This is a genomic window from Streptomyces araujoniae (genome assembly GCF_050871195.1).
GTDB classification, from domain to species: domain Bacteria; phylum Actinomycetota; class Actinomycetes; order Streptomycetales; family Streptomycetaceae; genus Streptomyces; species Streptomyces bacillaris.
In genome coordinates this window covers 6,683,583-6,707,043 of the sequence record NZ_CP194070.1, presented here as the reverse complement: position 1 = coordinate 6,707,043, position 23,461 = coordinate 6,683,583, and the positions used below count along the sequence as shown (strand labels likewise).

Below are 23,461 nucleotides of genomic sequence, written 5' to 3'. Positions count from 1 at the left end.
CTCCCTTCGCCGTCGCGATGAAAAGAGTATTCTGATTCTGATGAACGAAGCACCGCGGCAACGACCTCCGGCGGCTCCGCCGCCCCCTCCCCCGCCCCCCGCCACCCCGGTCGAGGAGAGCGCCCACAGCCTCGACGTCTCCGGCGCCCGGCTGCACTACTGGACCGCCGGGGCCGCCGACCGCCCGGCCGTCGCGCTCACCCACGGCGCCGGGGCCGACCACCGGATGTTCGACCCGCAGATCCCGGCGCTGGTCGGCGCGGGCTACCGCACCCTGCGCTGGGACGTGCGCTACCACGGCGCCTCCGCCTCCACCACGGGCCGCTTCCGGACCGGCTACGCGGCCGAAGACCTGGCGGCCCTGCTGGACGCGGCCCGGGTGCGCAGGCCCGTGGTGCTGCTGGGGCAGTCGATGGGCGGCAACATCGCCCAGGAGTATCTGCGCCGGAGGCCCGACGAGGTCGCCGCGCTCGTCGTGATCGGCTCCACCTCCAACACCCTGCCCATCACCCTCGGCGAGCGGCGCCGGCTGGCCCTCTCCCGCACCCTCATGCGGCTGATGCCCTACCGGCGGCTGAGCCGCTGGATGGCCCGGGCCTCGGCGGAGGACCCGGCGGCCCGGGAGTATCTGCGCGAGACCTTCGTGGCCAACGGGCGGCGCTCCTTCCTCACCACCTGGGACGGCATGACCCGCACGGTCGCCCCCTCGCCCGGCTACCGTGTCGAGCAGCCCGAGCTTCTGATCTGCGGTGAACGCGACGGCACGGGTAACATCCGCTCCGCCATGGAACGGTGGAGCGAACGCGATCCGAACAGCGAGTTCCATGTCGTCCCCGGCGCCGGACACGTCGCCAACCTCGACCGTCCCGACGAGGTCAACCGGCTGACCGTCGCCTTCCTGAAGGCCTGAGAACCCAGCGAGACCATGACTGACCACGAGATCACCCCCGAACCCGACGCCGACGCCGCTCCGGCCGCCGAGTCCTCCCCGGCCGCCGGCTCCTCCCCCGGCGGCGGCCTCTCCCCGGTCCCCGGCCCCGAAGGGTTCAGCGGCGCCGAGGCCGCCTTCATCAGCGAGATGGGATCCCTGATGGAGCGCTGGGGGCTGCCGCAGGCCACCGGACGCCTCTTCGGCTACCTCCTGCTGCGCAACAGACCGGTGGACCTGGACACCATGACCCGCGAGCTGGGCCAGGCGAAGAGCGGACTCAGCGTGGCGGCACGGCAGTTGGAGTCATGGACCCTCGTCCGGCGCTCCACCAGGCCCGGCAGCCGGCGGATCGACTACGAGGCGGTGGGCGACCTCCAGCACCTGCTGCTCGTGAACAACGCCCATATGCGCAAGTTCACCGAGACGCTCAGCTCGGGCGTCCCGGTGGCGCGCGGCGAGGCCCGGGACCGGCTGGCCTCGCTCGCCGAGCTGTTCAGCGGGTTCGTGGAGCAGACCGAGGCGCTGGTGGCCGCCTGGGAGGCCCGGCGCGCCGCCTCCTGAACCCGCCCGGGAAGCCCAGCCCGGACCCCGCCGCCGCTGCCCGGACCGCCCGACGGCCCGGTGCCGTACGCGGCCGGTACGCGACGCCCCCGGCCGTACCCCTTCCGACGGAGTGACCGTGAACGTGCCCGTGAGAACGCCGTCCGCCCTCGCCCCCGAACCGCCGGTCCGTCCGCCGGTCGTGGACGCCTGCGCGCTGCTGTACGACGACGCGGGCTGGCGGGCCTATCTGCACCGGCTGGGCGAGAACGCGCCGGAGTACCTGGACGTCTTCTCCGCCTCCTTCTGCCGCTACTTCGGCGCCGACCACGCCACGTACCGCGACGCCCTGGCGCTGCGCAGGCAGGACGCGGTGGACGTGCTCCTGCCGCCCGGCCGGCCGCCCTTCGACCTGGACGCGTACCTCGCGGACCGGCGACGGCAGGGGGTGACGGGCGAGTTCGCGATGGGGTCGGCGGAACGGCTGCCGGACGGCCGTACCGTCAACGAGTGGCTGCTGGAGACCACCCGGGACGTCCGCGACCGGGTCCACGTCTGGGCCGGGCTCTCGCTGCGCGACCCGTCCGCGGCCCTCGACGAGCTGGAACGTTCCCTCGCGGCGGGCGCGACCGGGCTGTGCGTGATCCCCTTCCTGGACGGCACCGATCCGGCCGATCCGCGCTTCTCGCCGGTCTGGGACGCGGCGGCCGGGGCCCGGCTGCCGGTCTGGCTGCACACCGGCCACCACTTCGCCCGCAGCCATCCGAGCGGCCTGGGCAGCTGGCGTACGGTCGAGACGCTGGCGGCCCGCCACCGTGGACTGCTGCTCGTCGCGGGCCACGCGGGCTGGCCCGACGTACAGGAGACGCTGCTCACCGCCGCCCGGCATCCAGGGGTCTACCTGGAGTTCTCCTCGCACCGGCCCCGGCACATGCCGAAGCCCGGCTCCGGGTGGGAACCGCTGCTGCACCACGCCCGGGGCCTGGCCCGCGACCGGGTCCTGTTCGGCACCTCCACCTGGGTCAACCCGGCCCCGACCGCCACCCTGGCCGACGAACTGACCGGGCTCGCCCTGCCCGCCGAGGTGACCAGCGCCTGGCTCTCGGGCAACGCGGAGGCGCTGATGGCCCGCGCGGCGGGGCCGGACCGGGGCTGAGCGGGCCCGCCGGGCTTCCGGCGCGAGCGGGACCCGGCCCCGCCACGGAGCCCGCTCATCCGCGGGTGCGCGCTCCGGTCGCGGGGCTCCCGCGCGCGGGCGTTCACCGGTGTGCCGGCCCCGGTACCGCCGGGGTCAGACCCAGTCCCGCTGGGCGGGCGGCTCGCAGAGTTCCAGGACGACCGCCCCCGACGACTCCGGCTCCTCACCGGCCAGGGGCTTCACCCGGGCGCCGACCGTGACCATCTGCGGCGCGGCCCCGACGACCTGGCAGCGGAAGACGAAGCCTTCGGGGAAGCGGACCAGGGACTCGTTCCGGGCCGCCTCGGTGTAGCGGTGGACCACGGCGGTCCGGACGACCACACCGTGACCGGTGGTGCGTTCGGGCTCCAGTTCGCTCGACGCGCACACCGGGCACAGCAGCCGCCGGAAGGAGGCGGTGCCGCACCAGCGGCAGCGGTTGTAGGAGAGGCCGCACTCCTCGTGCGCCTTCTGGACGGTGCCCATTGCTGCCTGAGACACGGATCGACCCCCTGCGCTCGACTCGGACGCGCCGCACCTGGCTGACGGCGCGTCCGCACCATATGGCACTGAGTGCCGACGCGTAAAGGCACTGAGTGCCGATTATTACCGAGTCTTCGCGGCGGGCGGGCGCTCAGCCCTCCCCGACGGCCGCCTCGATCTGCTGCACGACCCGCCACATCGGGGTCCCTTTGGCGGCCACCATGACGATGACCTCGTCGTCCCCGGACCCGGCGGTGGCACCGGACAGCCCGGTCGCCGCGGGCAGGGCCGGTTTCTCCCGGGCGGGCGAGGGCCCGGCGGGCCGCTCCCACACGCCCCGTACGAGATCGAGCGCATGGTCCACGGCCGCCTCGGGATCACCCGCGCCACCCGAACGCAGCCACAGCCGCAGCCCGTTGTTGTGCGCGGCGACCACGGAGGCGGCGATCACCTCGGCCCGCAGCTCCCCGTCCCGGTCCGTGCCGAAGCGGCCCCGGAGGTGACCGGCGAGCGTCTGCTCGTAGCGGCGCACCACGGAGAGTTCGTACGTCCGCAGCCCCGGCACCTCCCGGGTGAGCCGGTAGCGCTGCACGGAGAACTCGGGGTCGGCCGCGTACATCCGCAGCACGATCCGCGCCGCGTCGCAGACCGCGCCCACCGGATCCTCGTCGCCCACGGCGGCGAGGAACTCGGTCATCTCCGCGAGACACCGCTCATGGTCCGGGAAGACCACGTCCTCCTTGGAGGGGAAGTAGCGGAAGAAGGACCGCCGCCCCACCCCGGCCCGCGCCACGATGTCGTCGACCGTCGTCCGCTCGAAGCCCCGCTCCAGGAAGAGCTGGAAGGCCGCCTGCGCCAGCACCTCCCGCATGGGTGCCTTCTTCTCGGGTCCGCGTGCCTCGCTCATGCGGCGAAACGTAGCATCGGAGGGAGGGTTTTGGCACTGGGTACCTTTACAGAGGGTACTGAGTACCATAAGGTCACCCTTACGAAACCACACCCAGGTGGAACCGGGCCTGATCGGCAGGGACCACACCGAGGTAGGCAGGAGAGCCGGCGTGAGCTTGAGGATCGTTGTCTGTGTGAAGTATGTGCCCGACGCGACCGGTGACCGGCGTTTCGCCGATGACCTGACGGTGGACCGTGAGGATGTGGACGGTCTGTTGTCGGAGCTGGACGAGTACGCGGTCGAGCAGGCGTTGCAGATCGCGGACGGTGCGGACGGTGCGGAGATCACTGTGGTGACGGTGGGTCCGGAGGACGCGAAGGACGCGCTGCGCAAGGCTCTGTCGATGGGTGCGGACAAGGCGGTCCATGTCGAGGACGACGATCTGCACGGCACGGATGTGATGGGGACGTCGCTGGTGCTGGCGAAGGCGGTCGAGAAGACCGGTTACGACCTGGTGGTCTGTGGGATGGCCTCGACCGACGGGGTGATGGGTGTTCTGCCGGCGCTGCTGGCGGAGCGTCTGGGTGTGCCGCAGGTGACGCTGCTGTCGGAGGTTTCGGTGGACGGTGGTGTGGTGAGCGGGCGGCGTGACGGTGACACCGCTTCCGAGCAGCTTCAGGCCTCGCTTCCGGCGGTGGTCTCGGTGACCGACCAGTCCGGTGAGGCGCGTTACCCCTCGTTCAAGGGGATCATGGCGGCGAAGAAGAAGCCGGTTCAGTCGCTGGATCTGGATGATCTGGGGATCGGGGCGGACGAGGTGGGTCTGGAGGGTGCGTGGACGGCGGTCGAGGAGGCGGCGGAGCGTCCGGCGCGGACGGCGGGCACGATCGTGAAGGACGAGGGTGAGGGTGGCCGGCAGCTGGCCGAGTTCCTGGTGGGCCAGAAGTTCATCTGAGCCCCGCCCCGCGGTGAGTGCCTCTCGTTTCCCTCTCTCTTCTCTCTCTGTGTCTGGAGTGCGTTGTCATGGCTGATGTTCTTGTTCTGGTCGATCACGTGGACGGTGCGGTCCGCAAGCCCACTTTGGAGCTGCTGACGCTGGCCCGCCGTATCGGCGACCCCGTCGCCCTCGCTCTGGGGGCGGGTGCGGAGGCGACCGCGGGGGTGCTCGGCGAGCACGGTGCGGTCAGGGTGCTGACCGCGGATGCGCCGGAGTTCGCGGAGTATCTCGTGGTGCCGAAGGTGGATGCGCTGCAGGCGGCGTTCGATGCGGTGTCGCCGGTGGCGGTGCTGGTGGTGTCCTCGGCGGAGGGCAAGGAGATCGCGGCGCGTCTGGCGCTGCGGACCGGGTCGGGGATCATCACCGACGCCACCGATCTGGAGGCCGGTGCGCAGGGTCCCGTCGCGACCCAGGCGGCTTTCGCCGCGTCCTTCACCACCAAGTCGCGTGTGTCCAGGGGTGTTCCGGTCATCACGGTGAAGCCGAACTCGGCTCCGGTCGAGCCGGCGGGTGCGGCGGGTGCGGTGGAGGCGCTGGAGGTGGTGTTCGGTGCGGCGGCGACGGGGACGAAGGTGGTCGCGCGGACGCCGCGTGAGTCGACCGGGCGTCCGGAGCTGACCGAGGCCGCGATCGTGGTCTCGGGCGGCCGCGGGGTGAACGGGGCGGAGAACTTCCCCCTGATCGAGGCGCTCGCGGACTCCCTGGGGGCTGCGGTGGGGGCCTCGCGTGCGGCGGTGGACGCGGGCTGGTACCCGCACACCTCCCAGGTCGGCCAGACCGGCAAGTCCGTCTCCCCGCAGCTGTACATCGCCTCCGGTATCTCCGGGGCGATCCAGCACCGGGCGGGCATGCAGACCTCGAAGACGATCGTCGCGGTCAACAAGGACCCCGAAGCCCCGATCTTCGACCTCGTCGACTACGGCGTCGTCGGAGACCTCTTCACCGTCGTCCCCCAGCTCACCGAAGAGATCAACAACCGCAAGAGCTGACCTTCCCCGCTCCACCCCTCCGGGCCGCACGGTGCACCCCACCGTGCGGCCCGGAGCCGTATCAGCCGCGCTCCTCCGCCGGACGGACCGGCACTCCGCCACGGTCCCCCGCCGTGCCGAGTCCGAAGGTGGTGAAGGCGGTCCGGTCCGGCAGCGGGTATGTCTCCTTGCCCGTCAGTGTGTTGACGATGACGGCGGAGCGCCAGGCGGCCAGGCCCAGATCGGGGGTACCCACCCCGTGGGTGTGCCGTTCGGCGTTCTGCACGAAGACCGATCCCTCGATCTCCGGTGCGAGGACGAGCCGTTGGTTCTCGTCGACCTGCGGACGTCCGGCACCGTCGCGGACGATGGAGGGGTCCAGGGAGGCGAGCAGGGTGTCGAGGGGACGTTCCCGGTACCCGGTGGCCAGGACCACGGCGTCCGTGGTGAGGCTGCCCCGGGTCTCCTGCTGGCGGTGCTCGACGGCCAGTCGTATGCGGCCGCCGTCCGTGCGGCTGGCGCCGGTGACCTCGATGCCGGGGGTGAGGGTGACGTCGGGCCAGTCGCCGCCGAGGCTGCGGCGGTACAGCTCGTCGTGGATGTCCCCGAGCGTGTCCCCGCTGACGCCCTTGTAGAGCTGCCACTGGCTGGGCAGCAGCCGGTCCCGGGTGGCCTGCGGGAGACCGTGGAAGTAGCGGGTGTAGTCCGGGGTGAACTGTTCCAGGCCGATCTTGCTGTACTCCATCGGCGCGAAGGCCGGGGTCCGGGCCAGCCAGGTGAGCCCCTCCGCGCCCTCGGGCCTCGACCGCAGGAGATCCAGGAGGACTTCGGCGCCCGACTGCCCCGAGCCGACGACGGTGATGTGGCGGGCGGCGAGCAGCCGGTCGCGCTGGGCGAGGTAGTCGGCGGAGTGCAGGACGAGGGGGACGGGGTCGGCGGCCAGGTCCCTCAGCGGCTCGGGGACGTACGGCGCGGTGCCGACGCCGAGGGCGAGGTTGCGGGCGTGGGTGAGCCCGGCCCCCAGCGTCTCGCCGTCCGGGCCGAGCCGGGTGAAGCCGACGGCGAACGCGCCCTCCCCCGCGTCCCAGGCGATGGCGTCGACGCGGTGGCCGAAGTGGGTGGAGGGCAGTTCGTTGCTCACCCAGCGCAGGTAGTTGTCGAACTCGGAGCGGTGGATGTGGAAGCGCTCGGCGAAGTAGAACGGGAAGAGCCTGCGCCGGGTCTTGAGGTAATTCAGGTAGCACCAGGGGCTCGTGGGCTCGACCAGGCTCACGAGGTCGGCCAGGAAGGGGACTTGGAGGGTGGCTCCCTCGATCAGCAGTCCGGGGTGCCAGTGGAAGGCGGTGCGCTGCTCGTGGAAGGCGGTGCGCAGGCCGGGTACGCCGTCGGCGAGGGCGGCGAGCGAGAGGTTGAAGGGGCCTGCGCCCACCCCCAGCAGGTCGAGTGGCGGTGTTCGGGGTGCGGGCGTCATGCGGTTCCTCCAACGGATTTCGTGCGCGTCGGCAACGTCATGGCGACAGCCTTTCCTCGGCGGGGGCGGCGGTATCGCCTCCGCCGTCCTCGCTGTCGCCGTCGCCGCCGCCTCCTTCTCCGCTCGCCACCCGTTCCGCCGTCTCCGTCACGAGGTCGAGCAGCGGCAGGAGGTCGGCCGTCGCCGCGACGGGGTGCAGGAGCGTGGCCTTGAGCCAGAGCCGGTGGTGCCCGTCGCCGTCCTCGGCCACCGCCCGCCCGAGGACGGCCCGGCCGTCCAGGAGCAGGGCCCGGCGGACCTCCGCGACGACGGCGTCCCCGGCCTGCGCCCCCAGCGCGTCGGCCACGACCGGCCGGAACAGCACGGTGCTGATCCCGACCGGGCCCGGCCGGCGGCGCAGTGCGGGCCGCGCGTCGACGGCCCGGGCGAACTCCTCGGCCGTCGTGACGCAGTGCTCGACCAGTTCGCCCAGTCCACGGCGGCCGAGCGCCCGGAAGGTGGCCGCGATCTTCAGGGCGTCGGGGCGCCGGCTGGTCCGGATCGAGCGGCCGAGCAGGTCGGGCAGCCCGGCCTCGGTGTCGTCGTCGGCGTTGAGGTAGTCGGCGCGCAGGGAGAGCGGGGCGAGCAGCGCGGTGTCCGCGACGGCCAGCACCCCCGCGGCGACCGGCTGCCAGCCGAGCTTGTGCAGGTCGAACGTCACGGAGACGGCGCGGTCGAGCCCCTTGAGCAGGGGTGCCAGCCGCTCGCTGAAGAGGAGGGGCCCGCCGTACGCGGCGTCGACGTGGAGTTCGGCCCCGTACCGCTCCGCGATCTCCGCGATCTCGGGGAGCGGGTCGATCCGGCCTTCGTCGGTGGTCCCGGCGGTGGCGACGACCAGGGCCGGGGCACCGTCGAGTGCGGCCAGGGCGCGGCCGAGGGCTGCGGGGTCGGTACGGCCGTCGCGGCACAGGACGACCGCCAGGGCGGGGAGGCCGAGCATCCAGGCGGCCCGGTGCACGCTGTGGTGGGCGTTGGCGCCGGTCACCACCCGCAGCGGGGCGGGCGCGGCCCGTTCACGGGCGAGGAGCAGGGCGACCAGGTTGGATTCGGTGCCGCCGCTGGTGATGAGGGCGTCGGGGGCGGGGGCCTCGGGGTGGACGAGCCGGGCCAGGGCAGTGGTGGTCAGCTCCTCGACCACCCCGGCGGCGGGCGCCTGGTCCCAGGAGTCCATCGACGGGTTGAGCGCCGCCCCGGCCACCTCCGCCGCGACCGCCACGGCGAGGGGCGGGCAGTGCAGATGGGCGGCGCACGCGGGGTCGGCCGGGTCGGCGGCGCCCTCGGCCACCGCCCGCACGAGGCCCGCCAGCGCGGCCTCGGCGCCCACGCCCTCCTCCGGCAGCACCGGGTGGCACAGGGCTGCGGTCCGCCGGGCCACGGCGTCCGGCCCTCCGGCGGGCAGGGGGCCGCCCCGGACACGGGCGGCGGTCTCCAGCGTGTCCAGGACGACCGAGGTCAGGGCGCGCACCCGGCCGGGCCCGTCGGCGCCGCCCGCGAGGAGATCTCCCGTACCGCCACGCTCCAGGGGGAGCCGGGCGGGCGGCAGGCCCTGAGCACGCTCCATGGCGCAGTCCTTCGATCGACGTGCAAGATCCACCATCGGGATTCGCCGGTTAGGCTAACCTAACTCTCCCCTCGGGGGAGAACGCACTCCGGCCACCCGGCCCGACCGCCCGGTCTTCCGAACGAGCCTGCCCCCGACCGGAGTCGGGGGCAGCGGGTGTCACGTGGGGTGTCCCGGTGCGGAGGCGGCGGTGGCCGCTCCCGCACCGGGACGGATCACGCCGCGTCGGTGGGCAGCTCCGCGCGGATCTCCCGCGCGGCGGCGACCAGGTTCTCCAGGGAGGCCCGGGTCTCGGGCCAGCCGCGGGTCTTCAGGCCGCAGTCGGGGTTCACCCACAGCCGCTCGGCCGGGATGGCCTCAAGTCCCTTGCGCAGCAGGGCCGCCGCCTCCTCGGTGCTCGGGATGCGCGGGGAGTGGATGTCGTAGACGCCGGGTCCGGCCTCGCGCGGATAGCCGTGGGCGGCCAGTTCGCGGGCGACCTGCATGTGCGAACGGGCGGCCTCCAGGCTGATGACGTCGGCGTCGAGGTCGTCGATGGCCTGGACGATGTCACCGAACTCGGCGTAGCACATGTGGGTGTGGATCTGGGTGTCCGGACGCACCCCGGAGGTGGCGAGGCGGAAGGACTCCGTCGCCCACTCCAGGTACGCGGCGTGCTCGGCAGCGCGCAGGGGCAGCGTCTCGCGCAGGGCGGGCTCGTCGACCTGGATCACCGAAGTCCCGTTCGCCTCCAGGTCGTTCACCTCGTCGCGCAGGGCGAGCGCCACCTGGCGGGCGGTCTCGCCGAGCGGCTGGTCGTCGCGGACGAAGGACCAGGCGAGCATGGTGACCGGTCCGGTCAGCATGCCCTTGACCGGGCGCTCGGTGAGCGACTGCGCGTACGCCGTCCAGCGCACGGTCATCGGCTCGGGGCGCGAGATGTCCCCGGCGAGGACCGGCGGGCGGACGTAGCGGGTGCCGTACGACTGGACCCAGCCGTGCTGGGTGGCGAGGTAGCCGGTGAGCTGCTCCGCGAAGTACTGCACCATGTCGTTGCGTTCGGGCTCGCCGTGGACCAGGACGTCGATCCCGGCCTTCTCCTGGAAGGAGAGGACCTCGCGGATCTCGTCCTTGATCCGCTCCTCGTACCCGGCCCCGTCGATCCGGCCGGCCCTCAGGTCGGCGCGGGCGGTGCGGAGTTCGGTGGTCTGCGGGAAGGAGCCGATGGTGGTGGTGGGCAGCAGCGGCAGCCCGAGGTGGGCGCGCTGGGCCACGGTCCGCTCGGCGTACGGCTGGGAGCGGCGGCCGTCGGCATCGGTGACGGCCGCCGTACGGGCCCGGACGGCGGGGTCGCGGGTGATGGGGGCGTCGGCGCGGGAGGCCAGGTCGGCGCGGTTGGCGGCGAGTTCGGCGGCGATGGCCTCGGTGCCTTGGGAGAGCCCCCTGGCCAGGGTGACGATCTCGGCGGTCTTCTGCCGGGCGAAGGCCAGCCAGCGCAGCACCTGCGGGTCGATGTCCCGCTCGGCCGACGCGTCCAGCGGGACGTGCAGGAGGGAGGAGGAGGCGGAGACGTCGACCTGGTCCGCGAGGCCCAGGAGCGTGCCGAGGGTGGCGAGCGACTTCTCGTAGTCGTTGATCCAGATGTTGCGGCCGTTGACGACGCCCGCGACGAGCCGCTTGCCGGGCAGTCCGCCGGCCGCCGCGAGGTCGTCGAGGTTGGCGGCGCCGGACTCGGTGAAGTCCAGCGCGATCCCCTCGACCGGGGACTTGGCCAGGACGGGCAGGGCCTCGCCGAGCCGGCCGAAGTAGGAGGCGACCAGCAGCTTCGGCCGGTCGGCCAGTGAGCCCAGCTCGCGGTAGGCGCGGGCGGTGGCGTTCAGCTCGGCCGGGGTGCGGTCCTGGACGAGGGCGGGCTCGTCCAGCTGCACCCACTCGGCGCCGGCGGCCCGCAGGTCCGCGAGGACCTCGGCGTACACGGGCAGCAGCCTATCCAGCAGGGTCAGCGGCTCGAAGCCGGCGGCGACTCCGGGGGCCGCCTTGGCGAGCAGCAGGTAGGTGACGGGGCCGACCAGGACCGGGCGCGGGGTGTGGCCGAGCGCCAGGGCCTCCTTGAACTCCTCGACCTGCTTGGCGGAGTCGGCGGTGAACACCGTGTCCGGCCCCAACTCGGGGACCAGGTAGTGGTAGTTGGTGTCGAACCACTTGGTCATCTCCAGCGGCGCCACGTCCTGGGTGCCGCGGGCCATGGCGAAGTAGCCGTCGAGGGCGTCCGCGTCGACCGCAGCGCGGTGCCGCTCGGGGACAGCGCCGACCATGACACTGGTGTCCAGGACGTGGTCGTAGTACGAGAAATCACCGGTCGGCACTTCGTGGACGCCGGCCTCGGCGAGCTGCTGCCAGGTGCCCCGGCGCAGTTCGGCGGCGGTCTGCCGGAGGGCGCCCGCGTCGACGCGGCCCTTCCAGTAGCCCTCGACGGCCTTCTTCAGTTCACGGTTCTGACCCTGGCGGGGGTAGCCGTACACGGTGGCCCGTGCTGCCGCGGCTGCGGGCTTCGCTGTCACGTGACTCTCCTTCGCGAGCGTGTCTCCAGCTGTTCCCGGGACGGAACGCGGACGCGAAGGGGTGACGGACCGGGCGGAAACGCGACACGCTGACCGTGTCCGTCCACCCGACGGTTACGCCGACCCGCCCACGAGGTCACCGGGAACTCCGCACACGAACGGTCGCGTGCGGGCAACGGGCAGGTCTTCGGACTCGCGGGCACGTCTGCCGGGGGCAGACACCTAGTGGCCGTCGCTTCCCAGACCCGTCCGGGTCCAGTGCGTATGACGGCGGTCGTTCCCGCTCACCGCTGCGGGGCAGTCCCGGATTCCCACCGGGTTCCCTCTTACGACGCTCCCGTCCGGCTGACGGGGCGAACCAGCTGCACCGGTCACCCTAAGCGGACGACCGCCGGGCGCACACCGTTGTTCACACTTCGGACAGTGAAATGAGACACGGGCCACGCAGGGAGGGCGCCCGGCGGCTTCGGACGGCCCGGATTCCGCTCCCCTTCGCCCGTTCGCTGACTTCCGGTCAGCTCGTGGTGGCACGGTGACACAGATGTAACCGAATGGCGTAGGCGAGCCGGAACCACTGAGCGTCACAGGCCGTTCTTCTTGCCAATACACGGCCGCCGACCCGCGGCGGCGAGGAGAGAAGGGGAGCGCTGCATGAAGAAGACAGTCGGCTGGGCCCAGGACGGCGACGGCTGGACGATCACGGTGAACGGCACGCAGTACCGGGCCGTGGAGCGCGCCACCGACGGGCGCGTGGACAACTATCTGGTGCGGGGCAACGAGCTGAGTGCCGAGTGCCCGAGCCTCGGCCACGGGCTCGGCCTGATCCGGGCGCACGAGTCCCGGAGCTGACCCGGCAGGGCCCGACGACGAGGTGCGGCGCCGCCGCCCGCGCCTCGCACGGCCCGCCACCCCTTGTCCGGGCCCCCGCTCACGGGCCGGGGCCCATCAGCGGCCGACACCGCCTCGGATACGGGCGGCTTCACCGCCTCAGGCGCCGCCCGACGCGCCCGGCCCCTGACGCAGCAGGTACGTGTCCATGATCCAGCCGTGCCGTTCGCGGGCCTCGGCGCGCACGCGGCTGATCCGGTCCGCGACCTCGTCGAGCGGGCCGGAGACCAGGAGTTCGTCCGGGGTGCCGATGTAGGCGCCCCAGTAGATCCACAGCCCCCGGCCCGTCAGATGGGTGAAGCTCTCGTGGCCGTCGAGCATCACCACGATGTCGCCGTCGTCGTCCGGGAACCCCTCCGCGAGCCGCCTGCCGGGGGTGATGCGGATCGGGCGGCCCACCTGGTTCAGGGACGTACGGTGGCGGGCGGCGAGGGCGGAGACGCTGCTGATGCCGGGGATCACCTCATGCCCGAACTCCACCGTCCCCCGGTCCCGGATGTCTTCCAGGATCGCCAGGGTGCTGTCGTACAGGGACGGGTCGCCCCAGACCAGGAAGGCCCCGCACTCCCCCGGTGCCAGCTCCTCGGCGATCAGGCGCTCGCAGATGTCGGCGCGGCGGTGGCGCCAGTCGTGGACCGCCGAGGTGTAGCGCCCCCGGTCGTCCTGGGTGCGGTCCCGCCAGGGGTCCTCGGCCTCGACGACCCGGTAGGGGCCGGTGAGGTGTTCGGCCAGGATGTCCCGTCGCAGCCGGGTGAGGGACTCCTTCTCGCGGCCCTTGCCGAGCACGAAGAAGACCTGCGCCCGGCGCATCGCCTTGATCGCGGCGAGCGTCAGGTGGTCGGGGTCACCGGCGCCCATGCCGATGACGAGGATGTGGCGTGGTGGTGCGTCGCTCATGTCGGCCGATCATGCCAGGGCGGGCCGCCGGCCCGGGCAGGGGGCGGGGCGGCCGTCGGCACCGACCGGCGCGGGCAGGACCCGGCCCGGGGCGAGGGCGCGTCCGTGTCGGAGCGAGGCGGGGTGGACTTACTAGGACGTCCAACTATATGTTCGTGAGCAGAGAGGCGACCGGCATCGTGCCGGGCGCCTCGAAGGCCCGTGGTGTCAGGGAAGCCGGTGCGATTCCGGCGCGGTCCCGCCACTGTGACCGGGGAGTCCGTCCTCGCAGGACACGCCACTGACGGCGAACCAGCCGTCGGGAAGGCACGAGGGCGCGCGCTGATCCGGGAGTCAGGATACCGGCCACGGGAATAGTTCCGTGTTTCCACGAGGATGGAGCAGACACGCATGGCACCGGTCCGCACCCACGGCCCCGCGGGCACGTCCCGGCGAGCGGTTCTCCCCGCCCCCTGACGGCCCCGCCCTTCGCGTCCCCCCTGGCGGCAGCCCTTCCGCGCCCCCGTGCACCCGACCGGTGCGCGGGCCGGTGGCAGCCGTGCGCCATCCCCGGATCTCTCCTGACGATCTCACCGACGAGAGCAGGTTTCCATGGTCCGCGAACTCACCCATTTCATCGGCGGCAAGCACACGCCCGGCACCTCGGGCACGTACGGCGATGTCTACGACCCCAACACCGGGCAGGTGCAGGCCCGGGTGCCGCTGGCCGGCCGGTCCGAGACCGAGGCCGCCATCGCCGATGCCGCCGAGGCCCAGCGGGAGTGGGGCGAGTGGAACCCGCAGCGCCGCGCCCGCGTGCTGCTGCGCTTCCTCCAGCTCGTGGAGAAGGAGAAGGACTCCCTGGCCCGGCTGCTCTCCTCCGAGCACGGCAAGACCGTGGCCGACGCGCACGGCGACATCGCGCGCGGTCTGGACGTGGTGGAGTTCGCGGCCGGTGTCCCGCATCTGCTGAAGGGCGAGTTCACCGACAACGCGGGCGCCGGGATCGATGTGCACTCGCTGCGCCGGCCGCTCGGCGTGGTCGCGGGCATCACCCCGTTCAACTTCCCGGCGATGATCCCGCTCTGGAAGGCCGCGCCCGCCCTGGCCTGCGGCAACGCCTTCATCCTCAAGCCCTCGGAGCGCGACCCCTCGGTACCGCTGCGGCTGGCCGAACTCTTCCTGGAGGCCGGGCTTCCGCCGGGGGTCCTGAACGTCGTCAACGGCGGCAAGGAGGCCGTGGACACCCTGCTGGAGGACCCGCGCGTCAAGGCGCTCGGCTTCGTCGGCTCGACGCCGATCGCCGCGCACATCTACGCGACGGCCGCCGCCCACGGGAAGCGGGCGCAGTGCTTCGGCGGGGCCAAGAACCACATGATCGTGATGCCGGACGCCGATCTGGACCAGGCGGTGGACGCGCTGATCGGGGCCGGGTACGGCTCGGCGGGCGAGCGGTGCATGGCGATCTCGGTGGCCGTGCCGGTCGGTGAGGCCACCGCCGACGCGCTGGTCGCCAGGCTCACCGAGCGGATCGGCGAGCTGCGGATCGGCCGCTCGGACGACCCGGACGCCGACTTCGGGCCGCTGGTGGGCCGCGACGCGGTGGACCGGGTGCGGGGCTATGTCGACCTCGGTGTCGAGGAGGGCGCCGAACTGGTCGTGGACGGAAGGGACTTCACCCTCGGGGGCCACGAGGACGGGTTCTTCGCGGGCGCCTCGCTCTTCGACCGGGTCACCCCGGACATGCGGATCTACCAGGAGGAGATCTTCGGGCCCGTGCTCTGTGTGGTCCGCGCGGCGGACTACGAGGAGGCGCTGCGGCTGCCCTCGGAGCACGCGTACGGCAACGGCGTCGCCCTCTTCACCCGCGACGGCGACATCGCACGCGACTTCACCCGCCGGGTCGACACCGGCATGGTCGGCGTGAACGTGCCGATCCCGGTGCCGGTGGCCTACCACACGTTCGGCGGCTGGAAGCGGTCCGGCTTCGGGGACCTGAACCAGCACGGTCCGGACGCCATCCGCTTCTACACCCGTACCAAGACCGTCACTTCGCGCTGGCCCGCCTCCGGGATCCGGGACGGTGCGAGCTTCACGATTCCGACCATGGGATGACCGCTGTGACCACCCTGCTCAGCGACGACCAGCTCGCGGTCGTCGAGACCACACTCGACTTCGCCCAGGAGCACCTGGCCCCGCACGCGGTGGCCTGGGACCAGGAGAAGCACTTCCCCGTCGACGTCCTGCGGAAGGCGGCGGACCTCGGGCTCGGAGGCGTGTACGTACGGGAGGAGGTGGGCGGCTCCGGGCTGTCCCGCTCCGACGGGGTCCTCGTCTTCGAGGCCCTGGCCACCGGCTGCCCGTCGGTCGCCGGATATCTCTCGATCCACAACATGGTCGCCTGGATGGTCGACCGGTACGGCACCGAGGCGCAGCACGCCCGGTATCTGCCGGAGCTGTGCACCATGGAGCAGTTGGGCAGTTACTGCCTGACCGAGCCGGGCGCGGGCTCCGACGCGGCGGCGCTGCGCACCCGCGCCGAGCGCGACGGCGACCACTACGTCCTGACGGGGACGAAGCAGTTCATCTCCGGGGCGGGTGCCGCGCACCTCTACATCGTGCTGGCCCGCACGGGTGACGGCGGTCCCGGCGGGATCTCCGCGTTCCTCGTCGAACGGGACGACGCGGGGCTGTCGTTCGGGGCCAACGAGAAGAAGATGGGGTGGAACGCGCAGCCCACCCGGCAGGTCGTGCTCGACGGTGTGCGCGTCCCGGCCGACCGGATGCTGGGCGCCGAGGGCGAGGGTTTCCGGATCGCGATGAACGGCCTCAACGGCGGCCGGCTCGGCATCGCCGCCTGCTCGTTGGGTGGGGCGCAGAGCGCGCTGGACCGCTCCCTGGCCCATCTCGCGGACCGGGAGGCGTTCGGGGCACGGCTGCTGGAGGCGCAGGCGCTGCAGTTCCGGCTGGCCGACATGGCGACCGAACTGGCCGCCGCCCGGGCGCTGGTGCGGCAGGCCGCCGAGGCGCTGGACCGGAAGACGCCGGGGGCACCGGAGTTGTGCGCGATGGCCAAGCGGTTCGCCACCGACACCGGGTACGCGGTCGCCGACCGGGCGCTCCAGCTCCACGGCGGCTACGGCTATCTCTCCGAGTACGGCATCGAGAAGATCGTCCGGGACCTGCGGGTCCACCAGATCCTGGAAGGGACCAACGAGATCATGCGCGTCATTGTGGCCCGGAGTCTGACGGGAGCCCTGCGATGACCGAGGAGCACGTCGTCGTCCGTACCGAGGGGCGTACGGGGGTGGTGACCCTGAACCGGCCCAAGGCGCTCAACGCCCTCACCCACGACATGGTCGGGACGATCGCGGCGGCCCTGGACCGGTGGGAGCACGACCCGGCGGTGGCCACGGTCGTCCTCACCGGCGCCGGGGAGCGCGGCCTGTGCGCGGGCGGCGACATCCGGTCCATCTACGAGGACGCCCGCGCGGGCGGCAGGGCGTCGGCCGCGTTCTGGCGCGACGAGTACCGGCTGAACGCCCGGATCGCCCGCTACCCGAAGCCGTACGTGGCCGTCATGGACGGCATCGTGATGGGCGGCGGGGTCGGCGTCTCGGCGCACGGCAGCGTCCGGATCGTCACCGAGCGGTCGAAGGTGGCCATGCCGGAGACCGGGATCGGCTTCGTGCCGGATGTCGGCGGCACGTATCTGCTGGCCCTGGCCCCCGGGGAGCTGGGCACCCATCTCGCCCTGAGCGGGGCGGTGGTGGGGGCCCGGGACGCACTGCTGTGCGGGCTGGCCGACCACTTCGTCCCGGCGGCGGAGCTGCCCGCCTTCCTCGCCGCGCTGCGGACGGAGGAGGTACCCGAGGTGCTGGGGCGCCACGTCCGGCAGGCGCCCCCCGGGGTGCTGGAGGCCGACCGGGCCTGGATCGACCACTGCTACGCCGCCGACACGGTCGAGGAGATCGTGGACCGGCTGCTCGCCTCCGACGCCCCGGCGGCCGGTGAGGCGGCGAAGACGATCCTGGGCCGTTCGCCCGTGGCGCTCAAGGTCACCCTCGCCGCACTGCGCCGGACCCGTGGACTCGGGCCGCTGGAGCGGGTGCTGGAGCAGGAGTACCGCGTCTCGTACGCGGCGCTCTCCTCCGCCGATCTGGTGGAGGGCATCCGGGCCCAGGTGATCGACAAGGACCGCGCCCCACGCTGGACCCCGGGGACGCTCGTGGAGGTCACGGAGGCGGACGTGGCCCGGTACTTCGCACCGACCGGCGACGAGGAGCTGTTCCTCGCCGCAGCCGACTCACCGCAGGAGGTGCCCTGGTGACCACCACCACGACCGTCGCGTTCATCGGCCTCGGCCACATGGGCGGCCCGATGGCCGCCAACCTCGTCCGGGCGGGATACCGGGTGCTCGGCCACGACCTGGTGGAGAGCAGTCTGGCCGCCGCCGAGGAGAGCGGGGTGGAGCGGGCGAAGTCCGCCACGGAGGCCGCCGCGGTCGCCGACGTGGTGATCACCATGCTGCCCGCCGGCCGCCATGTCCTCTCCCTCTACGGGCAGGAGGGGCTGCTCGAAGCGGCCCGCCCCGGCACGCTGTTCGTCGACTGCTCCACCATCGACGTGGCCGACTCCCGCGCCGCGCACGCGGCAGCGGCGGCGACCGGTCACCGCTCACTGGACGCCCCGGTCTCCGGCGGGGTGGTGGGTGCCGAGGCCGGCACACTCACCTTCATGGCCGGAGGCGACGAGGCCGCCTTCACGGCGGCCGAGCCGCTGCTCTCCGTGATGGGGAAGAAGGCGGTGCACTGCGGCGGGGCCGGTGCCGGGCAGGCGGCCAAGATCTGCAACAACATGATCCTGGGCGTCTCGATGATCGCCGTCAGCGAGGCGTTCGTCCTCGCCGAGAGCCTCGGCCTCTCCGACCAGGCGCTGTACGACGTGGCATCGGCGGCCTCCGGCCAGTGCTGGGCCCTCACCGTCAACTGCCCGGTCCCCGGCCCCGTCCCGACCAGCCCGGCCAACCGCGACTACCGCCCCGGCTTCGCCGCCCCCCTGATGGCGAAGGACCTCGGCCTGGCCGCCAACGCCCTGCGGGCAGGCGGCATCGACGCCGAACTGGGGCTCAGGGCAGCCGAGTTGTACGCACGGTTCGCGGAAGGGGCCGGAGCGGACCAGGACTTCTCCGGGATCGTCCGCGCGATCCGGGCCGCTTCGCCGCAGACCACCGAGACGCAGGAGGGCACCCCCGCATGAGCGAGCACGACGACACCCCCGCCACCCCGGGCCCGTACGGGACGATCCTGGTCGAGCGCCGGGGCCGTACGGCCCTGCTCACCCTGAACCGCCCCAAGGCGCTCAACGCGCTGAGCCTGGAGGTCATGCGCGAGACGGTGGAGGCGGCCGAGGCGCTGGACCGGGACCCGGGCGTCGGCTGCATCGTCATCACCGGCAGCGGCGAGAAGGCGTTCGCGGCGGGCGCGGACATCAAGGAGATGCAGCCGCAGAGCTACATGGACATGTATCTCAGCGACTGGTTCACCGCCTGGGACCGGCTCGGCCGGCTCCGGACCCCGACGATCGCCGCCGTACGGGGCTACGCCCTGGGCGGGGGCTGCGAGTTGGCGATGCTCTGCGATCTGGTGATCGCCTCGGAGTCGGCCGTCTTCGGGCAGCCGGAGATCCGGCTCGGGGTGATCCCCGGCATCGGCGGCTCCCAGCGGCTGACCCGGGCGGTCGGCAAGGCCAAGGCGATGGACCTCTGTCTCACCGGCCGGAACATGGACGTCCAGGAGGCGGAACGGGCCGGGCTGGTCTCCCGGATCGTCCCGGACGCGGCGCTGCTGACGGAGGCGCTGGCGGCCGCGGAGACGGTCGCCGGGATGTCGGCGCCGGTCGCGATGATGGCGAAGGAGGCGGTGAACCGCGCCTTCGAGACCACGCTCGCCGAGGGCGTCCGCTTCGAACGCCGCCTGTTCCACGCGGTGTTCGCGACGGCCGACCAGAAGGAGGGCATGAAGGCCTTCACCGAGAAGCGGCCCGCGGAGTTCACCCACCGCTGAGCCGCGCGCACCCCGGTGCCCCCTGCCCCTCCCGCGACGGGAAGGGCAGGGGGCACCCACCCGCACACCCCCCTTATTGCATATATGCGCAATTGCCTGCGGAGGGCAGGGGTGCCCGGTGGGAGTGGGCACCGCCCGCCGGTCTCCCACCCCGTCGGAGCCCGTCCCGCGCACGGGATGATCCACACCGCGATGCGCGTTGTATCCGGTGTGTCCGGTTCCGCTGTCGAGCCGGACGCCCATGGACGGGACAGACGGAGCTGGAGGCGGCGCTGTGCACGGTGAGTACAAGGTTCCCGGCGGCAAGCTGGTCGTGGTGGACCTGGACGTGGCGGGCGGGGCGCTGCGCGACGTCCGGGTCTCCGGGGACTTCTTCCTCGAACCGGACGAGGCGATCCTCGCGATCGACGCGGCGCTGGAGGGCGCCCCGGCCAACACCGACACCGCCGGGCTCGCGGCCCGGATCGAGGCGGCGCTGCCCGACTCCACGGTGATGCTCGGGCTGAGCGCGGAGGGCGTCGCCACCGCCGTACGCCGGGCGCTGGCGCAGGCCACGGAGTGGAGCGACTACGACTGGCAGCTGATCCACGACGCGCCCCAGTCGCCCGCGCTGCACATGGCGCTGGACGAGGTGATCACCGCCGAGGTGGCGGCGGGGGTGCGTCCGCCGACGCTGCGGGTCTGGGAGTGGGACTCCCCCGCCGTGATCATCGGCAGCTTCCAGTCGCTGCGCAACGAGGTGGACCCGGCGGGCGTGGAGCGGCACGGGGTGAACGTCGTCCGCCGGATCTCCGGCGGGGGCGCGATGTTCGCGGAGCCCAGCTCGACCATCACGTACTCGCTGGCCGTCCCGCAGGCGCTGGTCTCCGGGCTCTCCTTCGCCGACAGCTACGCCTATCTGGACGACTGGGTCCTCGAAGCGCTGGCGGACATGGGCATCAAGGCCTGGTACCAGCCGCTCAACGACATCGCCACCGAGGTCGGCAAGATCGCGGGCGCGGCGCAGAAGCGGGTGGTCGGACCGGACGGCGGGCCGGGGGCCGTGCTGCACCACGTGACGATGGCGTACGACATCGACGCCGACAAGATGCTGGAGGTGCTCCGCATCGGCAAGGAGAAGCTGTCGGACAAGGGGACCCGCTCGGCGAAGAAGCGCGTCGACCCGCTGCGGCGGCAGACGGGGCTGCCGCGCCAGGTGGTGATCGAGCGCATGATCGACTCGTTCCGCAACCGGCACGGGCTGACCGCCGGCAGCGTGACGGCCGCCGAGCTGGCGCGCGCCGAGGAGCTGGTCCGGACGAAGTTCGCGACGGAGGAGTGGACGGCCCGGGTGCCGTAACGGCTCCCGGCGCCCCGGAGGGTGTCGTACGGGCCCGCATACTGGGAGGTATGGACAGAACACGGTCGGGCTCCGGGGTACGGGATCGTCTGGGCAGGGAGCTGTTCGCCCGGGTGGCGGGGCCGTCCGGGCCGGAGAACCGGGCCCGGATCCACGGCACCCCCGGTCCCCGCTGGTTCGGTCCCGAGCGGCCGGTGCGCCGGGTGCACGGAGACGCGTCCATGTTCATCGGCGGGCTGCGCGCCCTGCTCCTCCAGTCGCTGCACCCCCTCGCCATGGCCGCCGTCGCGGGCCACTCCGGGTTCCGGGGCGACCCGTGGGGGCGGCTCCAGCGGACCAGCACGTTCCTGGCGGTGACCACGTTCGGCACCGCCGAGCACGCGCAGCAGGCGGTGGACCGGGTGCGCGCCGTGCACGAGCGGGTGCGCGGGAGGGCGCCCTCCGGGGAGCCGTACCACGCGGCCGATCCGCATCTGCTGTGCTGGGTGCACATCGCGGAGGTGGACAGCTTCCTCCGGGCCCACCAGCGGTACGGGGCACGGCCGTTGGACGGTGCCGGGTGCGACGGTTACATCCGCGACATGGCGACGGTGGCCCGCGCCCTCGGTGTCCCCGACCCGCCGCACGACCGGGCGGAGCTGGCCGCGGGCATCGCCGCCTACCGCCCGGAGCTGCGCGCCACCCGGGAGGCCCTGGACGCGGCCCGCTTCATCCTGCTCCGGCCGCCGCTCCCCTGGGCGGCCCGTGCCCCGTACGCCGTACTGGCCGCCAACGCCGTGGCCGGGCTGCCGCCCTGGGCCCGGGCCCAGCTGCGGCTGCCCCGGGTGCCGGGGGTCGAGGAGGTCTGCGTACGGCCCGCCGGGAGGGCGCTGACCCGGACGATCCGGTGGGCGATGACCCCGCCGCCCCCACCGGCCGGAGGCTGAGCACCGCGCGCCCGCCCGCCGCCTTCGCGCCTTCGCGCCCGGCCGTCCGGGTGCCGCGACGGGCCGGGGGCAGGACGATGGAGGGGACCGTACGCAGGGGGGCCGTGGCGGGAGGCCCCGATGGCACGCAGTGGATCGACCGATGTCCTCGTCGTGGGCGCGGGGCCCGTGGGGCTGATGCTCGCCGCCGAACTGCGGCGCGCGGGCGCCTCCTGCCGGATCGTGGACCGCCTCCCGGCCCGGCTCCCGTACGCCAAGGCGGTCGGCGTGCAGCCCCGCACGCTGGAGCTGTTCGACCGGATGGGGCTGGTGCGGGACGTGCTGGACGCGGCGGTCCCGATGCGTGGGCAGCTGACGTACGAGAACGGGGTGGCGCTGGGCCGGATCGACCTGGTCCTGCCGCCCGAGGTGCCGTACGGCTTCGCCGCGCTGCCGCAGTACGAGACGGAACGCGTCCTGGAGGAGCACCTCGGGCGGTACGGCACGGGGATCGAGCGCTCGACGGAGCTGCTGGCGTTCGCCCAGGACCCGGCCGGGGTGACGAGTCGGCTGACCACGGCGTCCGGGGCCGAGGAGGAGGTCCGGTCGCGGTACCTGGTGGGGTGCGACGGGGCGCACAGCCTGGTCCGCAAGGCGCTCGGGCTCGCCTTCGAGGGCGGTGCGTTCCCGGAGGAGTACATGCTCGCGGACGTCGAGGTGGGGTGGGGGCTGGAGCCCGGGTACGGGGTGCGGTCGATGCACCGCACCGAGGACGGCACGGTCGACGACCTGCTGGTCTGCATCCCGCTGCCGGGGAAGGGCCGCTACCGGATGTCGATGCTGGTGCCGCCGGAGCTGTCGGCCGCCCGGGGGCCCGGGCCGTCGGCAGGTGACGGGGTGGCCCACGGGCTGGAGGGCGGCACGGCGCCCGCCCTCGGTGACATCCAGAAGGTCCTGGACCGGCTCTCGCCGGAGCCGGTCACCGCGTCGGCGCTGCGCTGGTCGTCGGTGTTCCGGATCAGCCACCGGCTGGTGGACCGGTACGGGGAGGGGCGGGTGTTCGTCGCCGGGGACGCGGCGCACATCCATCCGCCGACCGGCGCCCAGGGCATGAACACCGGTGTCCAGGACGCCTGCAACCTGGCGTGGAAGCTGGCGCTGGCGCTCGGGGACGCGGCACACCCGCGCCTGCTGCCGAGTTATGACGCCGAACGGCGCCCGGTGGGCGAGGAGGTGGTGGGCCGGACCGTCCGCCATGCCGCCGAGGGCGTCCAGGCCGACCGGAGCGCCCCGGAGACGCTGATGCTCCGGCAGGCCCAGCTCCTGGTCGGCTACCGGGAGAGCCCGCTGGTGACGCCCCTCCCGGCCGGGGACGGGGCCCCGCTCCGGCCGGGTGACCGGGCCCCGGACTGCGGCGGGCTCACCGGTGACATCGCCGCCCACCCCGTCCGCCTCTTCGACCTGCTGCGCGGGCGTGAGCACGTCCTGCTGGTGTACGGGGACCATCCGGCGGGAGACACTGTGGCCGATCTCGCGGCGGCGGCACGGGAGTCGTCCGGCGGCCGGATGGTCACGTACGGCGTCCTGCCCCCGGACGCAGCCGCGCCGGACCGGACGGGAGCGCCCCGTCACCACGACAGCCGGGGCGAGTTCGCGCGCCAGTACGGGCCCGGGGAGGGGGCGGCCTTCGCCGTACGCCCGGACGGTTATCTGACGGCCTGTCTCCAGCCGCCCACGGTAGGGGCGTTGAAGGAGGCGCTGGGGATGGTCTTCGCTCCGTGAGGGCTGCCGT

The 23,461-nt window shown here is 73.1% G+C and carries 20 protein-coding genes and 2 riboswitches; of the genes, 14 read left to right on the top strand and 6 right to left on the bottom strand.

From position 1 onward, the window contains the following. Positions 1-40 precede the first annotated feature (40 nt). From ACQ9ZG_RS28600 to ACQ9ZG_RS28590, 3 genes are all read left to right on the top strand, one after another. Complete coding sequence (locus ACQ9ZG_RS28600; RefSeq protein WP_109915340.1) at positions 41-910, top strand: alpha/beta fold hydrolase; 870 nt, start codon at positions 41-43, stop codon at positions 908-910. A gap of 15 nt (positions 911-925) precedes the next feature. Continuing rightward, entirely contained in the window at positions 926-1,492 is a 567-nt protein-coding gene (locus ACQ9ZG_RS28595; RefSeq protein ID WP_028418539.1) for a GbsR/MarR family transcriptional regulator, read from the top strand. A gap of 118 nt (positions 1,493-1,610) precedes the next feature. After that, on the top strand, positions 1,611-2,627 hold the full coding sequence (locus tag ACQ9ZG_RS28590; protein WP_109915341.1) for an amidohydrolase family protein: 1,017 nt from the start codon (positions 1,611-1,613) through the stop codon (positions 2,625-2,627). Positions 2,628-2,762: 135 nt separating this feature from the next. Here ACQ9ZG_RS28590 and ACQ9ZG_RS28585 read toward each other — a convergent pair whose 3' ends face one another. Together ACQ9ZG_RS28585 and ACQ9ZG_RS28580 are read right to left on the bottom strand one after the other, a co-directional pair. Then, a complete protein-coding gene (locus tag ACQ9ZG_RS28585) occupies positions 2,763-3,134 on the bottom strand; it encodes a Zn-ribbon domain-containing OB-fold protein (RefSeq protein WP_018491799.1) in 372 nt (123 codons plus the stop codon). 148 nt (positions 3,135-3,282) lie between these two features. Further along, on the bottom strand, positions 3,283-4,002 hold the full coding sequence (locus tag ACQ9ZG_RS28580) for a TetR family transcriptional regulator (RefSeq protein WP_028418537.1): 720 nt from the start codon (positions 4,000-4,002) through the stop codon (positions 3,283-3,285). Positions 4,003-4,189: 187 nt separating this feature from the next. Here ACQ9ZG_RS28580 and ACQ9ZG_RS28575 point away from each other — a divergent pair, with 187 nt between their 5' ends. Continuing rightward, positions 4,190-4,975 (top strand): electron transfer flavoprotein subunit beta/FixA family protein, encoded by a 786-nt coding sequence (locus ACQ9ZG_RS28575; RefSeq protein ID WP_109914300.1) that lies wholly within the window; start codon positions 4,190-4,192, stop codon positions 4,973-4,975. 68 nt (positions 4,976-5,043) lie between these two features. Further along, positions 5,044-6,006 (top strand): electron transfer flavoprotein subunit alpha/FixB family protein, encoded by a 963-nt coding sequence (locus ACQ9ZG_RS28570; RefSeq protein ID WP_109914302.1) that lies wholly within the window; start codon positions 5,044-5,046, stop codon positions 6,004-6,006. A gap of 61 nt (positions 6,007-6,067) precedes the next feature. On the opposite strand, the gene ACQ9ZG_RS28565 is transcribed toward ACQ9ZG_RS28570, so the two are convergent. The 3 genes from ACQ9ZG_RS28565 to metE all read right to left on the bottom strand — a co-directional run bounded on the left by ACQ9ZG_RS28565 (position 6,068) and on the right by metE (position 11,596). Further along, positions 6,068-7,456 (bottom strand): lysine N(6)-hydroxylase/L-ornithine N(5)-oxygenase family protein, encoded by a 1,389-nt coding sequence (locus ACQ9ZG_RS28565; RefSeq protein ID WP_109914237.1) that lies wholly within the window; start codon positions 7,454-7,456, stop codon positions 6,068-6,070. Between the two features lie 37 nt (positions 7,457-7,493). Then, positions 7,494-9,056, bottom strand: a complete 1,563-nt coding sequence (locus ACQ9ZG_RS28560) for a pyridoxal phosphate-dependent decarboxylase family protein (RefSeq protein WP_499281359.1) — start codon at positions 9,054-9,056, stop codon at positions 7,494-7,496. 215 nt (positions 9,057-9,271) lie between these two features. Continuing rightward, complete coding sequence (gene metE, locus ACQ9ZG_RS28555; RefSeq protein ID WP_109916984.1) at positions 9,272-11,596, bottom strand: 5-methyltetrahydropteroyltriglutamate--homocysteine S-methyltransferase; 2,325 nt, start codon at positions 11,594-11,596, stop codon at positions 9,272-9,274. Between the two features lie 161 nt (positions 11,597-11,757). Further along, positions 11,758-11,974, bottom strand: a riboswitch (cobalamin riboswitch). Positions 11,975-12,247: 273 nt separating this feature from the next. Here metE and ACQ9ZG_RS28550 point away from each other — a divergent pair. Further along, complete coding sequence (locus ACQ9ZG_RS28550) at positions 12,248-12,445, top strand: hypothetical protein (RefSeq protein ID WP_018491439.1); 198 nt, start codon at positions 12,248-12,250, stop codon at positions 12,443-12,445. Between the two features lie 138 nt (positions 12,446-12,583). On the opposite strand, the gene cobF is transcribed toward ACQ9ZG_RS28550, so the two are convergent. Further along, the gene (gene cobF, locus ACQ9ZG_RS28545; protein ID WP_109914770.1) at positions 12,584-13,381 is read right to left on the bottom strand and encodes a precorrin-6A synthase (deacetylating); all 798 of its coding nucleotides are present in this window, start codon (positions 13,379-13,381) and stop codon (positions 12,584-12,586) included. Between the two features lie 185 nt (positions 13,382-13,566). After that, positions 13,567-13,745, top strand: a riboswitch (cobalamin riboswitch). Positions 13,746-13,972: 227 nt separating this feature from the next. Between cobF and ACQ9ZG_RS28540 the strand changes: the two genes are divergently transcribed. The 8 genes from ACQ9ZG_RS28540 (at position 13,973) to ACQ9ZG_RS28505 (ending at position 23,451) form a co-directional block, all read left to right on the top strand. After that, complete coding sequence (locus ACQ9ZG_RS28540) at positions 13,973-15,475, top strand: CoA-acylating methylmalonate-semialdehyde dehydrogenase (protein ID WP_109915195.1); 1,503 nt, start codon at positions 13,973-13,975, stop codon at positions 15,473-15,475. Continuing rightward, positions 15,472-16,626: an acyl-CoA dehydrogenase family protein gene (locus ACQ9ZG_RS28535; protein ID WP_109915194.1), complete on the top strand. Its 1,155-nt coding sequence runs from the start codon at positions 15,472-15,474 to the stop codon at positions 16,624-16,626. Before ACQ9ZG_RS28540 ends, ACQ9ZG_RS28535 begins: the two co-directional genes overlap by 4 nt. Then, positions 16,623-17,690 (top strand): enoyl-CoA hydratase/isomerase family protein, encoded by a 1,068-nt coding sequence (locus tag ACQ9ZG_RS28530; protein ID WP_109915193.1) that lies wholly within the window; start codon positions 16,623-16,625, stop codon positions 17,688-17,690. Before ACQ9ZG_RS28535 ends, ACQ9ZG_RS28530 begins: the two co-directional genes overlap by 4 nt. Further along, positions 17,687-18,619: a 3-hydroxyisobutyrate dehydrogenase gene (gene mmsB / locus ACQ9ZG_RS28525; RefSeq protein WP_109915192.1), complete on the top strand. Its 933-nt coding sequence runs from the start codon at positions 17,687-17,689 to the stop codon at positions 18,617-18,619. The genes ACQ9ZG_RS28530 and mmsB overlap by 4 nt, the downstream gene beginning before the upstream one ends. Continuing rightward, a complete protein-coding gene (locus ACQ9ZG_RS28520; protein ID WP_099218006.1) occupies positions 18,616-19,425 on the top strand; it encodes an enoyl-CoA hydratase in 810 nt (269 codons plus the stop codon). The genes mmsB and ACQ9ZG_RS28520 overlap by 4 nt, the downstream gene beginning before the upstream one ends. A 274-nt stretch (positions 19,426-19,699) precedes the next feature. Further along, positions 19,700-20,764, top strand: a complete 1,065-nt coding sequence (gene lplAB, locus ACQ9ZG_RS28515) for a lipoate-protein ligase LplAB (RefSeq protein WP_018491446.1) — start codon at positions 19,700-19,702, stop codon at positions 20,762-20,764. Between the two features lie 50 nt (positions 20,765-20,814). Continuing rightward, on the top strand, positions 20,815-21,690 hold the full coding sequence (locus tag ACQ9ZG_RS28510) for an oxygenase MpaB family protein (protein ID WP_499281358.1): 876 nt from the start codon (positions 20,815-20,817) through the stop codon (positions 21,688-21,690). Between the two features lie 120 nt (positions 21,691-21,810). Continuing rightward, on the top strand, positions 21,811-23,451 hold the full coding sequence (locus tag ACQ9ZG_RS28505; protein ID WP_109917361.1) for an FAD-dependent monooxygenase: 1,641 nt from the start codon (positions 21,811-21,813) through the stop codon (positions 23,449-23,451). Positions 23,452-23,461 lie beyond the last annotated feature (10 nt).